We start from the raw sequence: 14908 nt of genomic DNA on the forward strand, positions 1-14908 counted from the left end.
GGCGCACTTGCCCGAAAACAGCGCGTGGTCTGGCAAGTTTCTTGCTAAGCTGGTGCCGCTGACGGAGGACATTCAGCGTGTCTGTTGCGCAGGGTTCGCGCGCGAACGAAGTGAGACGGGATGAAGGTAGTGCCTTCGAGATCGAGCGGATGGGTGAGACCGGTGACGCCGCAAAAACCGGCTTCTGCAATCATCGAGATCGAGAGCGTCTCGCAGGTATTTCAGACCTCAGCGCGCAAGGACCATGTGGCGCTATCGGACATCTCTCTGGCGATCGAGGAGGGAGCCTTCGTCTCCATCCTTGGTCCGTCGGGCTGCGGCAAGTCGACATTGCTTTACGTCGTCGGCGGCTTCGTCAGCCCGACCAGCGGCTCAGCGAAGATCAGGGGACGGACGATCACGGGACCAGGGCCGGATCGCGGTCCGGTATTCCAGGAATTCGCGTTGTTTCCGTGGAAGACCGTGCTGGGCAATGTGATGTACGGCCCTCGCCAGCAGGGCGTGCGCACCACCGAGGCGGAAGCACAGAGCCGGGCCCTGATCGAAATGGTCGGGCTCAAGGGCTATGAGGACTTCTATCCCAAGGAGCTGTCCGGCGGCATGAAGCAGCGTGTGGCATTGGCTCGAACGCTGGCTTACCATCCTGAGGTTCTGTTGATGGACGAGCCGTTTGGCGCGCTCGATGCTCACACGCGAACGCGGCTGCAGAACGATCTGTTGAACATCTGGGAGCGTGATCGCAAAACGGTGCTGTTCGTCACGCATTCGGTCGACGAAGCGGTTTTCCTCTCGGACAAGGTCGTGATGATGTCGAAATCGCCCGGCCGCATCCGCGAGGTCATCGACATCGATCTGCCGCGGCCGCGCCGCCGCAGCGAGCTGCTGCTCGATCCACGGTACCAGAAATACGTTGTCGATATCGAGCGCATGTTCGACGAGGTCGACGAGACGGGATCGCGGTCGTGACGTCGCTGGCGGCCTTGGGCAAGCGTGCCGCTCCGGTGTTTGCCTGTATCGGGCTTCTGGCGGCATGGCAGGTTGCCTCACTCGCGCTCAAGAACGACAGCTTCCCGACGGCGATCGAGGCGATCCGTGCAATCCCGGACATCCTCGGAGACAAGGAAGCTCTGAACAACATCCTGGCCTCGCTCCGCCGCATGGCGGTCGGGTTTGGCATAGCGGTATCGGTTTCGATCCCACTCGGCCTGTTGATGGGCCGCAGCCGGGCCGTCGCGGCGTTCTTCAATCCGCTCCTGATGGTGATCTACCCGGTGCCGAAGGCCGCCTTGATGCCGATCATCATGCTGTGGCTGGGCGTCGGTGACATCACGAAGACGCTGGTGATCTTTCTCGGCGTCAGCCTGCCCGTGATCTATCACAGCTTCGAGGGCGCCAAGGCGGTGGAAGAGAAGATGCTGTGGTCGGGCGCCGCGATGGGGCTTTCGCCTGCGCAGCGGCTGGTCCGGATCGTACTGCCGGCGGCGCTTCCAGAAATTCTGACCGGTTGCCGCACCGGACTCGTGCTGGCGCTGATCACGATGATTACCAGCGAGATGATCGCCCGTCAGTCCGGCGCCGGCAATATCCTGTTCAATGCCCTCGACATGGGCCAATACGATACCGTTTTTGCGATGATCATCATCGTCGGCGCGATGGGAATTTGCCTCGATGCGATGTTCGAGCGGGTCCGCGCAAGGCTGGTGCGCTGGTCCGAACCGCAGTTCGACATGCCGCTGAGCTTCTCATGATCCCGCAGCTTCGCTCCACTAGCATTATTCTTGGGCTCGCGCCGATCGTGCTGGTGATCGCGCTGTGGCAAGGCCTTGTGTCATTTGGCTTTGCGCCTGCGGTGTTGCTGCCGCCGCCGGGATATGTCTTCAGCAGGCTGCTTCAGCAACTCGTCACGTGGACGTTCCAGCAGGAGATCGCGGCGACCCTGCTCCGGCTGTTTGCCGGCTTCGCGATCGCGGTCGTGCTCGGTGTCAGCATCGGCATCGCCGCCGCTGCCAGTCCGGTTATCAACGCCGTGGTTCGGCCGATTGTGCGCGTGCTCGCGCCTTTGCCCAAGGTCGCGCTCTATCCAGCATTGCTGCTGCTGCTCGGCTTCGGTCACGGATCGAAGATCACGCTGGTGGCGGCGGATGCGCTCTTTCCCATTCTCTTGTCTACCTATTACGGCGCGTCGACGGTGGAGCAGAAGCTGATCTGGTCGGCCATGGCGGCGGGAACGCCGCGCTATGAGATCCTGTTCAAGGTGGTGCTGCCTGCCGCGATGCCGTCGATCCTGACCGGTTGCCGGATCGGCCTTGTCATTTCATGCATCGTGGTGTTTCTGGCCGAGATGATCACGTCGAGCGACGGGCTCGGACATGTCCTCGTCACGGCGGCTCGGACCTTTCAGGCCGTCGATATGTTCGTGCCGCTGATCACGATCTCGCTGCTGGGCCTGATCCTCAATGGCCTGCTAGGGGCAGTGCGCGCGTATCTGCTGCGGGGTTTCCCCGAAGCATGAACTGACGAAGAAGAAACAGGAAGACCGGGAGTAGACCATGCTGGCTGATCGCATCGAGGCAAAATGGATCGACGCATTTTGCGAGATTTTTGAGCGATGCGCCGTCAAGGCCGGCGATACCGCGGCGATCCTCTCGGAAACCCAGTCACGTGCGTTGAATGTTCACCTGGCGGAACTCGCGCTGCTGCGGATGGGCGCGCGACCGTTTCACGTGGTCATGCCGACCCCGCGTAACCGGAATATCGTTCCGGTTCGCTCGACAGGGGCAAGCGAGGCGATCCAGCGGCTCGGCCCGGTCATCACCGCGCTTCAACAGGCAGGCTTTGTGGTGGATTGCACCATCGAGGGCTTGATGCATGCGGTGGAGACACCCGAGATCCTCAAGGCCGGCGCGCGCATCCTGGTGATTTCTAACGAGCATCCCGAGGCGCTGGAGCGGATGGTGCCGGATCCCGCGCTCGAGAAGCGCGTTCGCGCAGCGGCGAAGATGCTGCGTGGGACCAAGCGGATGCGGGTGACGTCAAAAGCCGGCACGGCGCTCGACGTCGATATGGTCGGCGCATCCACGGTCGGCGTGTGGGGCTGGACCGACAAGCCCGGGACGCTGGCGCATTGGCCCGGCGGCATCGTCGTCAGCTTCCCCAAGAGCGGAACGATCAACGGCACGCTGGTGATGGCGCCCGGTGACATCAACCTGACCTTCAAGCGTTACCTGACGTCGCCGGTGAAGATGACGCTGAAGGACGATTATGTCGTCGAGCTGGAGGGCGAGGGCACGGATGCCGCAATGATGCGTGCCTATCTTGCCGCCTGGGGCGATAGGGAAGCCTATGCGGTGTCGCATGTCGGCTTCGGCATGAATCCCGGCGCGCGCTACGAGGCGCTGTCGATGTATGATCAGCGCGACACCAACGGCACGGAAATTCGTGCCGTTTCCGGCAACTTCCTGTTCTCGACCGGTGCCAACGAATTCGCCGGCCGCTACACGGCGGGCCATTTCGATCTACCGGTGATGGGGACGACGATCGAGCTCGATGGCGCCGCGGTCGTGCGTGACGGGGTGCTGCAGGACGTCTTCGGCTAGCCGCGATCGAGCACCGGCGGCCGCGCCAGGTCAAAGTGCCGAAGCAGGTCGACCATGGCCTGAAGCCGTTTTGCCCGATAGGCGTCGATGTCCATGCCTGAATAGTCGAGAAAGCCTGCACCTGTGCGCAGGCCGATCCGGCCCTCCTGCATGTTCCGCGAAATGACCTCCGGTGCACGATAGCGGTCGCTGCCGAGTGCGCCTTCGAGATAGCGACTGGCGTAGTAGAGGATATCACCGCCACCCCAGTCGATGAATTCGAGCAGCCCGAGCACGGCGTAGCGGAAGCCGAAGCCGTAGCGGATCGCCTTGTCGATGTCTTCTGCGCTGGCAACGCCTTCCTCGACCATGCGCGCGGCCTCGTTCATCGCCAGCGCCTGGATGCGCGGGACGATGAAGCCTGGTGTCGCAGCGCAGACCACCGGCACCTTGCCGATGCCTTCGAGTAGCGCCTTGACCTCGTCGATGACAGCGGGATCTGTGGCTTTGCCGGGCGAAACCTCCACCAGCGGAATCAGATAGGCCGGATTGAGCCAGTGCACATTGAGGAAACGGCGGGGATTCACGATCGCGCCTGAGAGGTCGTCGACGAGGATGGTCGACGTCGTCGATGCGATGATCGTATCGGGGCCGACTTGTTTTGAGGCCGCCCCCAGCACCTTCCGCTTGAGCTCGACGACTTCGGGGACTCCTTCGAAGATTATTCCCGCATCGGACAGTGCCACATCGCTCTGGCTGGCCGGCACCACCGAGACCCGCGCAATGAGCGGGTCGACATCCGCCTCGGTCAGTAGCCCCAGCTTCGACAGGCTGGCAAAGGTCTTCCTGATTTCGCCGAGAGCATCTGCCTCCAGCCTGGCGAAATCTTCCGCCGAGCGATCCTTGATGTCGATCATCGTGACCGTATGCCCAGCGTAGGCAAACGCGACGGCGATGCCGCGGCCCATGCGGCCGGCCCCGAGACAGGCGATGATGGCTCGGCTGGTCATCGGTCAAAATCCCCTGCGAAGAAGCGTCTGCAAAGCGGCTTTGTCGAGATGGCCAAGCCCCAGCGTCTCGAGGGTTCGGCCGCCTTGCGCAAAATCCTCACCGCAGATTGCGCCGCCAATGGCGAGGAATGCCTTGGCCAATGGCGTGGCCACGCCCGCCAGGCCGGCGACGGAGACCAGCAGCGATAGCCCAAGCCGTAAATCTTCTCTCATGTAGCGGTGCTCGGTCAGCACGATCCGCTCGCGCCAGTCGCCGGAATCGGTCAGCCTGTCATGCGAGCCGCGGCCGTACATCCAGATCTCGCCCTCCCTGGCGTAGTGATGGGCGAGCGGAAAATGCGGTGCGCCATATCCGAACGCTTCACGCACGGCAATCCGTTCGCCGTCGAGCGCGTCGGTGACCCGGCGAATCGCGGCTTGCGTTCCTTCCTTGTGAATGTCCCACTTCTCGAAATGCTCGATCGGCCCTGCATTCATCACGATCAGCGGCGGATGGATAATCGGGCCTGCGTTCATCAGCGCACCGGAGAGAGCATCGCCGCACGGCTCGATCGCGCCGGGGAAAGCCTGTCCAATCACTTCAAGTGCGCGCGGCGCCTGATCGAGCGGGAAAACGCCGGCCGGCAGTCGCTTGGCGCGGATGGTGATCGCGACCTCGAACGGCCCGTGCTTGCGGGTCAGCCAGGGCAAGGTCCCGGTCTCGGCAAAGCACGCCTTGGCGTGGTTGCCGGCATCCCGCGCAGCCTGGGCGAAGATCATCGAGCCAAACGTGGCCGGCGGCAGAAACACGACCTGTCCATCCCGCAGATGTGGAGCGAGCAGGCGCGCGATATCCGTCTGCGCGAAGGCCGGGGCGGGGCACAGGATCAGCTCTGCGCCGTTGACGGCCTCGGCGATGCCGGTCGTCACCAGCGCCAGTTTCACGTCGTGACGGCCGTTATGATCCTTCACCAGGATGCGCGCGCCGGCGGCGCGATGTGCCGCGACCTGATCTGCGTCGCGGCGCCAGAGTCGGACCTCATGTCCCGACAGCGCAAAATCGCCCGCGGCCGCGAAAGAGCCGTTTCCTCCCCCCAGAACCGCAATCTTCAAGATGCTTCTCCTTGCGCGCGCGATTGCGCATCAAGCTGCTTCAGCAGGAAATGCTGGACCTTGCCCAGCGCCGTGCGCGGCAGGTCGGTGACGAAAACGATGTCGCGCGGAACCTTGTAGCGGGCGAGTTGGGCCTGAAGATGGACTTTCAACTCGTCTGCTTCCAGTCGACGGTCGGATCGCCGGATCACGTAGGCGATGGGCACCTCGTCCCAGCGTGGATCGGGCCGGCCAATCACGGCGCATTCGCTGACCTCGGGATGTTCGAGCAGGACGCGTTCGACCTCCGCCGGATAGATGTTCTCGCCGCCGGAAATGATCATGTTCTTCTTGCGGTCACGCACCCAGAAATAGCCGTCCGCGTCGCACAGGCCGATATCGCCGGTACGATACCAGCCGTCATGCAGCGCATCGCGCGTGGCATCCGCATTGCCCCAATATTCGAAGAACACGTTGGGGCCGCGCACCGCGATCTCGCCCGGCGCGCCCGCCGGCACCTCGTTGCCGACCTGATCAATCACTTTCGCTTCGCAGCACAGGCCGGCAAGTCCGGTCGATCCCGCGCGCGAAAGATCGCCACCAAGCCGGGTGTAGACTGCGATGGGACAAGTTTCCGTCGAGCCGTAGACCTGAAGCACGGGTACGCCGCGCGCCACGAAGCGGTCGATCAGATGCGGCGGCACGATGGTCGAGCCGGTCGCGACGGCTTTGAGTGACGAAAGGTCGGTCGTAGCCCAGGCGGGATGCTCGCTCACCGCCTGGATGATCGCCGGCACCATCACGGTCAAGGTCGGCCGGTCCCGTTCGATGGCTGCAAGCGCGGTGTCCGGCGTGAAGCGTGCGTGAACCGTGACCGTAGCGCCCAGCTGGAGCGCCGCCGTGGTCTGGATGTTGAGGCCACCGACGTGGAAAAACGGCAGCAGCGTCAGCACATGGTCATCGGACGTCATGTTGTGCATGTGCTGGCTCATGACGCCGTTCCAGAACAATGCCTCCTGGCGCAGCACCGCGCCTTTGGGCCGTCCGGTCGTTCCTGATGTATAGACAATGAGGAGCGGACAGGAGAGATCAGTGTGCGGGTTGCGGCCGGTGCCCCGGCACCGAGCTAACAGGTTTTCGAACGTCGTGCCGCGCGGCGGCTCGAAATCGAGCCCGACGATTGCGGTCCCCTCAAGCTCGGCGAGTACCCCCTCAAATGCCTGCTCGAGGACCAGGACCTTGGCGCCGGCATCGGTGAGGATAAAAAGCTGCTCGGCGATAGCCAGCCGCCAGTTCAGGGGCACCAGCATCGCGCCGAGTCGCGCGCAGGCATAAAGCAGAACCAGATAGTCCGGCCGGTTCAGACTGAGGATCGCAACGCGGTCGCCCCGACCGACGCCGAGCTCCTGCTTCAACGTCGCCGCCGTCCGCTCGATCCGTGCAGCGAATGCCGCATAGCTCAACCGTTCGCCCTCGAAGGCGATGGCTGTCCTGTCTGGCGCGAACGCCGCGTTGCGATCGATCAGACTGCAGAGATCCACCGTCAGTCGTCCGTTTCGCCGGCCTCGTACAGCGCCTCGCGCCCGATCCGGTCGAGGCAGAGCTCGGCTGTCCAGGGCAACATCAGCGAGCCGCAGCGGCTGTCGCGATAGATGCGCTCGAGCGGCAGCGAGCGGAGCATGGCCTGTCCGCCGCAGGTGCGGATCGCGAGCGCGGCGAGCTCATTGGCGCCCTCCATCACGGAATATTGCGCGGCATAGGCACGCAGTACCTGCTCCTTGCTCGGATTGGCGCGCGCCTCGGTGACGGCCTGGAACCAGATCGCCTTGATCTGCTCGAGCTTGATCTGCATCTGCGCGACCGCAATCTGCTTCGTCGGATACATCCTGCGCTTCACCGGCGGCATGCCCGGCACTTCGCCGCGCAGATATCGCAGGGTGAAGTCATAGGCGGCTTGAGCAAGGCCCATATAGGTCGGCGACAACGTCAGGAACATGTGCGGCCAGCGCATCGCGGCCTGGAAATAGACGCCCCGCGGCATCAGCGCCGAATCTGCCGGCACGAACACGTCCTTGAACAGCAGCGTGCGCGAGACCGTTCCGCGCATGCCGAGCGGGTCCCAGTCGCCGACGACCGAGACGCCTTCCGATTTCGCAGGGATCGCGAGGTAAAGCGTATTGCGGCGCGAAGCCTTCTCACCTTCCTCGATCTCGGTGCAGAGAACGCCGTAATAGTCCGCATGGCCGGAGAGTGATGCAAAGATCTTCTTGCCGTTGACGATCCAGCCGCCCTCGACCGGCCTTGCTTCCGTGCCGAAAGCGACGCCGCCTGCCGCTGCCGCACCGCCCTCCGAGAACGGCTGCGAATAGATCGCGCCGTCCTCGACGATACGCTTGTAGTGGACTGCACGCCGCTGCTCGTGCTCGGCGCGGGTTTCAGCATCCATGTCGAGATCGTCGGCGAGCGGACCCGACCACAGCGTCGAGCAGACATGCATGTTCCAGGTGAGCGCGGTCGCGCCGCAATACCGGCCGATTTCGGCTGCCGCCAGTGCGTAGGTTTGATAATTCGCCCCCAGCCCGCCATGTTTCTTGGGGATGGCAATACCGAGTAGGCCGACGCGATGCAGGTCGCGATAATTCTCAGACGGGAAGATCGCCTCGCGGTCGTAAGTCGCGGCGCGGCCGGCGAACACGCTCTGGCCGATCTCGCGCGCCCGCGCGATGATGCCGGCCTGCTCGTCGCTCAGTCGGAATGCGACGGGATCGAAGATCGGTGCATCCAGCGCGACCTTGTCAGTCGCGCCGATGGTCTTGCTGACTTGCATGGTCATTGCGCAGTCACCTTAAGTTTTGATCGCGACGGAGTTCAGGAAGAGGCCGAGGGCCTCGTTAAAGGCATCGGGGCGTTCCAAGTTGGCGAGATGGCCCACAGCCCCGAGCTCGACATATTCCGCCGAGGGAATGTAGCTCGCCGTCTTCGCCATCATCGGCGCTGGTGCGTTGTTGTCCTTGGAGCCGGACAGCAGCAGCGTCGGGATCGAAATGTCCTTGAGGGTGCTGCGTTGGTCGAAGCCAATCAAGGCCAGCATCATGGCGCGATAGCTCGCCTCGGGCACGCTTGCCATGCACTCGCGCGCAAGCTCCATTCCCCTGGGATCAGGATCGTCGCCCACCAGTTCCTTCACCAGAGAGGGCGCCAGCGACTTCATCGTTTCGCCGCGATCGAGCGGCCCGAGCCGTGCGGCGATAAACGATGTCTGCCAATCGCCGTCGGCCTTGCCGAAGGCCGGGCTGGTCTGCGCCAGCACGACCGCGCGCGCCAGTTTTGGGGATTGCACCAGCCATTTCTGGACGATCATGCCGCCGATGGAATGGCCGACCAGAATCGGCCTACTCGCACCAAGCTGCTCGATGAATTGCTGGAGCGCATCCGCCAGGGCAGCGATGCTGACGCTGGCGAGCGGCGCCGAGCCGCCATAGCCCGGCATGTCCCATGCAATCGCGTGGAAGCGGTCGCCGAATGTGGCAAGCTGCTGCCGCCAGGCCCGTGCCGCACCGCCGATGCCATGCAGGAAAATCAGAGGTGTCCCGCCCGGATCGCCCGCTGCTTCATAGGCGAAGCGGCCGTCCTTTGTTATCATTGGCGCAGGCTGCGACACGCGACATCCTTTTGCTTGGCTCTTCGATGCTAACAGGCCTGTGAGGGATGGGAAGAGATAATTTTATACTTAAAGCAATTTTCAGGCCGGTCGTCGGAGTACGGTTGTTCGCGGGGCCGAGTCGCGCTTTGTTTGCAAAAGTTTGAAGGTTAAAATATATCGAGAGGGCGATCAGCAGAATGCAAGGAAGCCAGCGCATGTCCGGATTACCGCATTCGCCGCACGCGCTGGTGACCGGTGGCGGTCGCGGCATCGGTCGGGCCATCGCAGCAGCGCTCGTCGAGGCCGGTGCTACTGTGACCGTCCTTGGGCGGGATGCTGCCACACTCGAGGACGCAGTCAGCGCAGGAGCTGCCCATTTTGCGGCCGTCGCCGACGTCTCGGACGAAACCTCATTGAAAGCCGCCATCGCTCAAGCGAGTGCGCGGCAGCCGATCGATATCCTGATCGCCAACGCGGGAAGCGCCGAGTCCGCGCCGTTCGCCAAATCCGACAGTGCCCTGTTCGCGCGCATGATGGACGTCAATTTCATGGGCGTGGTCCATGCTGTCAGCGCTGTGCTGCCCGGGATGAAGGATCGTCCCTATGGTCGTATCGTCGCCATCGCGTCGACGGCGGGGCTCAAGGGATATGCCTATGTCAGCGCGTACACCGCGGCCAAGCACGCTGTGGTCGGTCTCGTGCGGTCCCTTGCACTAGAGATGGCTGCCAGCAACGTGACCATCAATGCGGTGTGTCCCGGTTTCACCAACACGGATCTCGTCGCCGGCAGCATCGAGAACATCATGAAAAAGACGGGACGCAGCCGCGAGCAGGCCATTGCCGAGCTCGCGAAACATAATCCGCAGGGGAGATTGATCTCGCCGCAGCAGGTCGCGGATGCCGTGCTCTGGCTGTGCGGCGAGGGCGCCGGCGCAATCACCGGGCAGGCAATCGCTGTTGCCGGTGGTGAGATTTAGCGCGCATGGCCAAGGCGCGGAGCAAGGAAGCCAAGGAGATCGCATGAGCAGACCAGCCAATCCCGTGACCTTACCGCTTGCGGACTATTCGCCGCAGCACTTCCTGCTGGCCGTCGTCGATGGTGTTGCAACCGTGACGCTCAATCGTCCGGAACGGAAGAATCCACTAACCTTCGAGAGCTATCGCGAACTCACCGATTTCTTTCGCGCCTGCGCCTTCGACGATGCGGTCAAGTCCATCGTCGTGACCGGCGCTGGTGCCAATTTCTCGTCCGGCGGCGATGTGTTCGAGATCATCGGTCCGCTCGTGAAGATGGACACCAAGGGGCTGACGGCGTTTACACGGATGACCGGCGACCTCGTCAAGGCGATGCGGGCCTGTCCGCAGCCGATCGTTGCCGCGGTCGAAGGCATTTGCGCCGGGGCGGGCGCGATCATCGCCATGGCGTCGGACATGCGGCTTGCGGCGAGCGGAGCCAAGGTTGCATTCCTCTTCAACAAGGTGGGCCTTGCCGGTTGTGACATGGGCGCCTGCGCGATCCTGCCGCGGATCATCGGACAGTCCCGCGCCTCCGAGTTGCTCTACACCGGCCGGTTCATGACCGCGGAGGAGGGTGAGCGCTGGGGCTTCTTCAGCCGTATCCTCACGTCGGAGCAGGTGCTGCCCCAGGCACAAGTGCTGGCCAAGCAAATCGCGGAGGGACCGACGTTTGCCAACACCATGACCAAGCGGATGCTGGCCATGGAATGGGCGATGTCGGTGGAGGAGGCGATCGAGGCGGAAGCCGTTGCTCAAGCGCTGTGCATGACGACCGCCGATTTCGAACGGGCCTTCGAGGCCTTTGCCAACAAGGTCAAGCCGGTCTTCAGGGGCGATTAAGCCGGGCTTTGCCGCCGGCCTGCCGCAATGGGGACTTGCGCGAAATTATTTTAGGCTTAAAATAGTTTCGGCGGGTTGAATTGGCGAGGCTCCCATGAAAGTCGCGATCATCGGTGGCGGACCTGCGGGTCTCTACGCTGCAATCCTGCTGAAGAAGCAGCGACCGAGCGCCGAGATCGCGGTGTACGAGCGCAATCGCGCCGACGATACCTTCGGCTTCGGCGTGGTGTTCTCGGACGCCACGCTCGATAATTTCGAGAAGCACGACCTTCCGAGCTATCGCCGCATCACCCAGGAATTCGCCTACTGGGATGACATCGCCGTCCACTTCCGCGGAACGGTCCATCGGGTCGGCGGCAACGGCTTTTGCGGCTGCTCGCGGCAGAAGCTGCTCCTGATCCTCCAGGCGCGCGCGCGCGAACTGGGCGTCGTCCTGAATTTCGAAGTAGACGTCGAGGACGAATCCCGCTTCGCCGAAGCCGATCTGATCCTGGTCGCGGACGGCATCAACAGCCGCTTCCGCGACAAATATGTCGATCATTTCGCGCCGGAAGTCGACCTCCGTACCAACAAGTTCGCCTGGATGGGCTCGACCAGGCCGCTGGATGCCTTCACCTTCATCTTCCAGGAGACGGAGTGGGGCCCGTTCATCGCCCATGCCTATCAATATGAAGCCGGACACTCGACCTGGATTTTCGAGACCGATCCGGAGACCTTCGAACGCGCCGGGCTGACAGGGCTGAACGAGACCCAGTCTGCTGCGCGAATGGCCGAGATCTTCGGCTGGTTCCTCGACGGGCACCAATTGCTCACCAACCGCTCGACGTGGCGCAATTTCCCGATGATCCGCAGCAAGCGCTGGGTCAAGGACAACATGGTCCTGCTCGGCGACGCCAAGGCGAGCGCGCATTTCTCGATCGGCTCGGGCACCAAGCTCGCAATGGAAGACGCGATCGCGCTGGCTGAGGCGATGGAGAAGGCGCCCAGCATCAAGGCGGCGCTGGACGTCTATGAGCACGGCCGCCGCGAAGAGGTCGAGAAGACGCAGCACGCCGCCGACGTCTCGCTGGTCTGGTTCGAGCATGTCGACCGCTTCTGGGATTTCGATCCCGTGCAGTTCGCCTTCGGCGTGATGACGCGCTCGAAGGCGATCACCTATGACAACCTGAAGCTTCGCGCCCCTGACTTCGTGGCGGAGGTCGAAAGATCATTTGCCAAGCGTGTTCGTGACAGCGGCTTCGACGTCGACACCGAGAACCCGATGGTGCCGCTGTTCCAGCCCTTCCGGCTGCGCGAGATGGAGATCGCCAATCGCGCCGTGGTGTCGCCGATGTGCATGTATTCGGCGAAGGAGGGCGTGCCGACCGATTTCCACCTGGTGCATTATGGATCGCGTGCGATCGGCGGTGCCGGCCTCATCTTCACGGAGATGACCTGCGTTGCCCGCGACGCGCGCATCACGCCCGGCTGCACAGGACTGTGGAATGACGAGCAGGAGGCATCCTGGCGGCGCATCGTTGATTTCGTCCATGCCAATTCAGCCGCGAAAATCTGCCTGCAACTGGGGCACGCCGGGCGTAAGGGTGCGACGAAGCTGATGTGGGACGGCATGGATCGTCCGCTCGAGGAGGGCGGCTGGGAGGTGTTTTCGGCGTCTCCGCTGCCCTATTTCCCCGACAGCCAGGTTCCGCGCGAGCTCGATCGGGCCGGCATGAACGCGATAAGGGATGCTTTCGTCGCGGCGGCCGGGCGCGGCGAACGCTGCGGCTTTGACATGCTCGAGCTGCACTGCGCCCATGGCTATCTGCTTGCGAGCTTCATCTCGCCGCTGACGAACACCCGCACGGATGAGTATGGCGGCTCGCTCGAAAACCGCCTGCGCTTTCCGCTCGAAATCTTCGAGGCGCTGCGGGCCGTATGGCCGTCGCACAAGCCGATGTCCGTGCGCATTTCCGCGACCGACTGGGCCGAGGGTGGCATCGGCGGCGACGATGCGGTGGCGATCGCGCGCGCCTTTGCCGAAGCCGGCGTCGATCTCGTCGACGTCTCAACCGGGCAGACGGTGCGCGATGCGCAGCCGATCTATGGCCGCATGTTCCAGACGCCGTTCTCCGACCAGGTCCGCAACGAGGCGCGCGTGGCCACGATGTGCGTCGGCAACATCACCACCGCCGACCAGGCCAACACCATCCTGGCTGCCGGCCGGGCGGACCTGGCCGCGCTCGGGCGGCCGCATCTGGTCGATCCCTCCTTCACCATGAGGGCGGCGGCCTGGTACGGAGCGGGAGACGCGTTCTGCCCACCGCAATATCTTCCCGGAAAAGATCAGATTTTCCGCAACAGCGTGCGCGACCGGCAGGATCTCGAGGAGCTGAGAATTAAGGCTAAGCCCAAGACCCGGGCCGAGCTCAAGGCGGAGGCGACAAAGCCGCTTGCGGCGGAGTGACCGCCCGTGCGAATTTGACCGCATTGCCTGGTGTGTACCGAGTGGAGTGAGGGCGATGAAGGCGATTATCGTCGGTGGCGGTATCGGTGGTCTCACCACCGCATTGATGCTGCGTTCGCGGGGCCTCGCTTGCGAGATTTTCGAGCAGTCCGACACCATCCGCGAGCTTGGCGTCGGCATCAACACGCTGCCCCATGCCATGCGTGAGCTGGCAGGTCTCGGTCTGCTGCAGCAGCTCGACGATGTCGCGATCCGCACCGACCAGCTCTATTACCTCAACCGTCACGGCCAGGAAGTCTGGCGCGAGGCCCGCGGCATCGACGCCGGCCACGATGTGCCGCAATTCTCGATCCACCGCGGCCGCCTTCAGGGCGTCATCCATCGCGCCGTGGAGGAGCGGCTCGGGCCGGAGGCCATCCACACCGGCTGCCGCCTCGGCGCCTTCACGCAGGACGAGAGCGGCGTCACCGCTTACTTCTTCGACCGCTCAGGCGCGCACATCCATACCGCGCGCGGCGACATCCTGATTGGTGCCGACGGCATCCATTCGCGGGTCCGTGACACGCTGTTCCCGAGCGAGGGGCCGCCATGCTGGAACGGCCTGATGCTGTGGCGCGGTGCGCGGGATTGGCCGCTATTCCTCACCGGCAAGTCGATGATCGTCGCCGGCGGGCTCAACGCCAAGGTTGTGATCTATCCGATCGCGGAGGGATCGAGCCCGGCGAGCCGTCTCACCAACTGGGCGGTGCTGGTGAGGGTCGGCGAGGGCAATGCCCCGCCGCCGCGCAAGGAAGACTGGTCGCGGCCGGGCCGGCGCGAGGAGTTGATGCCGCATGTCGCGCGCTTCTCGGTGCCCTATGTCGACGTGAAGAGCCTGATCTCGGCCACGCCCGAGTTCTACGAATATCCGACCTGCGACCGCGATCCCTTGCCCTATTGGTCGTCCGGGAGAGTCACGCTGCTCGGTGACGCCGCGCATCCGATGTATCCGGTTGGCTCCAATGGCGCCTCGCAGGCCATCCTCGATGCGCGCTGCCTCGCAGACGCGCTGGTGCGCGCCGAGCATCCGCGCCAGGCGTTGCTTGAATACGAGAAGAAGCGCCTGCCCATGACCGCGGACATCGTCCGCTCCAACCGGCGCGGCGGTCCCGAGGGCGTCATCGACGCCGTCGAGCAGCTCGCGCCTGATGGTTTCGACAATGTCGACAACGTGCTGAGCTATTCCCAGCGCGAGGCGATCGTGCGCGGCTATGCCACCAAGGCCGGCTTCGCCGCAGTGCCGGGACTTGCGGCGGTGCGCGCCTGA

At 63.7% G+C, this 14908-nt stretch carries 13 protein-coding genes; 8 read left to right on the plus strand and 5 right to left on the minus strand.

The genetic code is table 11. The annotated features are described in order from the left end of the window. The first annotated feature begins 120 nt into the window (after positions 1–120). The 4 genes from FXB41_RS15840 to FXB41_RS15855 are packed head-to-tail and all read left to right on the plus strand — an operon-like array spanning position 121 to position 3596. A complete protein-coding gene (locus FXB41_RS15840; RefSeq protein WP_219682400.1) occupies positions 121–966 on the plus strand; it encodes an ABC transporter ATP-binding protein in 846 nt (281 codons plus the stop codon). Further along, positions 963–1748: an ABC transporter permease gene (locus tag FXB41_RS15845; protein WP_219682401.1), complete on the plus strand. Its 786-nt coding sequence runs from the start codon at positions 963–965 to the stop codon at positions 1746–1748. The genes FXB41_RS15840 and FXB41_RS15845 overlap by 4 nt, the downstream gene beginning before the upstream one ends. Next, positions 1745–2512 (plus strand): ABC transporter permease, encoded by a 768-nt coding sequence (locus FXB41_RS15850; protein WP_219682402.1) that lies wholly within the window; start codon positions 1745–1747, stop codon positions 2510–2512. The genes FXB41_RS15845 and FXB41_RS15850 overlap by 4 nt, the downstream gene beginning before the upstream one ends. A gap of 37 nt (positions 2513–2549) precedes the next feature. After that, positions 2550–3596: a 2,5-dihydroxypyridine 5,6-dioxygenase NicX family protein gene (locus tag FXB41_RS15855; protein WP_219682403.1), complete on the plus strand. Its 1047-nt coding sequence runs from the start codon at positions 2550–2552 to the stop codon at positions 3594–3596. Here FXB41_RS15855 and FXB41_RS15860 read toward each other — a convergent pair. The 5 genes from FXB41_RS15860 to FXB41_RS15880 are packed head-to-tail and all read right to left on the minus strand — an operon-like array spanning position 3593 to position 9299. After that, positions 3593–4585, minus strand: coding sequence for a 3-hydroxybutyryl-CoA dehydrogenase (locus FXB41_RS15860; RefSeq protein ID WP_219682404.1), 993 nt, complete (start codon positions 4583–4585; stop codon positions 3593–3595). The two genes, FXB41_RS15855 and FXB41_RS15860, sit on opposite strands and share 4 nt — an antisense overlap. A gap of 3 nt (positions 4586–4588) precedes the next feature. Continuing rightward, positions 4589–5677 (minus strand): NAD/NADP-dependent octopine/nopaline dehydrogenase family protein, encoded by a 1089-nt coding sequence (locus FXB41_RS15865; protein WP_219682405.1) that lies wholly within the window; start codon positions 5675–5677, stop codon positions 4589–4591. Beyond that, positions 5674–7197 (minus strand): class I adenylate-forming enzyme family protein, encoded by a 1524-nt coding sequence (locus FXB41_RS15870; RefSeq protein WP_219682406.1) that lies wholly within the window; start codon positions 7195–7197, stop codon positions 5674–5676. The genes FXB41_RS15865 and FXB41_RS15870 overlap by 4 nt, the downstream gene beginning before the upstream one ends. Before the next feature lie 2 nt (positions 7198–7199). Beyond that, positions 7200–8489 carry an acyl-CoA dehydrogenase family protein gene (locus FXB41_RS15875; RefSeq protein WP_007601574.1) on the minus strand — a complete coding sequence of 430 codons (1290 nt, stop codon included), beginning with the start codon at positions 8487–8489 and terminating at the stop codon, positions 7200–7202. A 12-nt stretch (positions 8490–8501) separates the two neighbouring features. Next, complete coding sequence (locus FXB41_RS15880; RefSeq protein ID WP_051058480.1) at positions 8502–9299, minus strand: alpha/beta fold hydrolase; 798 nt, start codon at positions 9297–9299, stop codon at positions 8502–8504. 215 nt (positions 9300–9514) lie between these two features. Here FXB41_RS15880 and FXB41_RS15885 point away from each other — a divergent pair, with 215 nt between their 5' ends. The 4 genes from FXB41_RS15885 to FXB41_RS15900 all read left to right on the plus strand — a co-directional run bounded on the left by FXB41_RS15885 (position 9515) and on the right by FXB41_RS15900 (position 14908). Further along, positions 9515–10276 carry an SDR family NAD(P)-dependent oxidoreductase gene (locus FXB41_RS15885; protein WP_007601576.1) on the plus strand — a complete coding sequence of 254 codons (762 nt, stop codon included), beginning with the start codon at positions 9515–9517 and terminating at the stop codon, positions 10274–10276. Between the two features lie 43 nt (positions 10277–10319). After that, positions 10320–11156 carry an enoyl-CoA hydratase family protein gene (locus FXB41_RS15890; RefSeq protein ID WP_007601577.1) on the plus strand — a complete coding sequence of 279 codons (837 nt, stop codon included), beginning with the start codon at positions 10320–10322 and terminating at the stop codon, positions 11154–11156. Positions 11157–11250: 94 nt separating this feature from the next. Beyond that, the gene (locus tag FXB41_RS15895; RefSeq protein ID WP_219682408.1) at positions 11251–13602 is read left to right on the plus strand and encodes a bifunctional salicylyl-CoA 5-hydroxylase/oxidoreductase; all 2352 of its coding nucleotides are present in this window, start codon (positions 11251–11253) and stop codon (positions 13600–13602) included. A 55-nt stretch (positions 13603–13657) separates the two neighbouring features. Beyond that, a complete protein-coding gene (locus FXB41_RS15900; protein WP_007601579.1) occupies positions 13658–14908 on the plus strand; it encodes a flavin-dependent oxidoreductase in 1251 nt (416 codons plus the stop codon).

This window comes from Bradyrhizobium canariense, assembly GCF_019402665.1.
Taxonomy (GTDB): Bacteria; Pseudomonadota; Alphaproteobacteria; order Rhizobiales; family Xanthobacteraceae; genus Bradyrhizobium; species Bradyrhizobium canariense.

Bases quoted from the DNA above. Each gene is read 5' to 3' on its own strand.
- FXB41_RS15875 (WP_007601574.1), bottom strand. From the start codon at position 8,489: ATGACCATGCAAGTCAGCAAGACCATCGGCGCGACTGACAAGGTCGCG.
- FXB41_RS15900 (WP_007601579.1), top strand. From the start codon at position 13,658: ATGAAGGCGATTATCGTCGGTGGCGGTATCGGTGGTCTCACCACCGCA.
- FXB41_RS15850 (WP_219682402.1), top strand. From the start codon at position 1,745: ATGATCCCGCAGCTTCGCTCCACTAGCATTATTCTTGGGCTCGCGCCG.
- FXB41_RS15885 (WP_007601576.1), top strand. From the start codon at position 9,515: ATGTCCGGATTACCGCATTCGCCGCACGCGCTGGTGACCGGTGGCGGT.
- FXB41_RS15880 (WP_051058480.1), bottom strand. From the start codon at position 9,299: ATGATAACAAAGGACGGCCGCTTCGCCTATGAAGCAGCGGGCGATCCG.
- FXB41_RS15855 (WP_219682403.1), top strand. From the start codon at position 2,550: ATGCTGGCTGATCGCATCGAGGCAAAATGGATCGACGCATTTTGCGAG.
- FXB41_RS15860 (WP_219682404.1), bottom strand. From the start codon at position 4,585: ATGACCAGCCGAGCCATCATCGCCTGTCTCGGGGCCGGCCGCATGGGC.
- FXB41_RS15840 (WP_219682400.1), top strand. From the start codon at position 121: ATGAAGGTAGTGCCTTCGAGATCGAGCGGATGGGTGAGACCGGTGACG.
- FXB41_RS15895 (WP_219682408.1), top strand. From the start codon at position 11,251: ATGAAAGTCGCGATCATCGGTGGCGGACCTGCGGGTCTCTACGCTGCA.
- FXB41_RS15890 (WP_007601577.1), top strand. From the start codon at position 10,320: ATGAGCAGACCAGCCAATCCCGTGACCTTACCGCTTGCGGACTATTCG.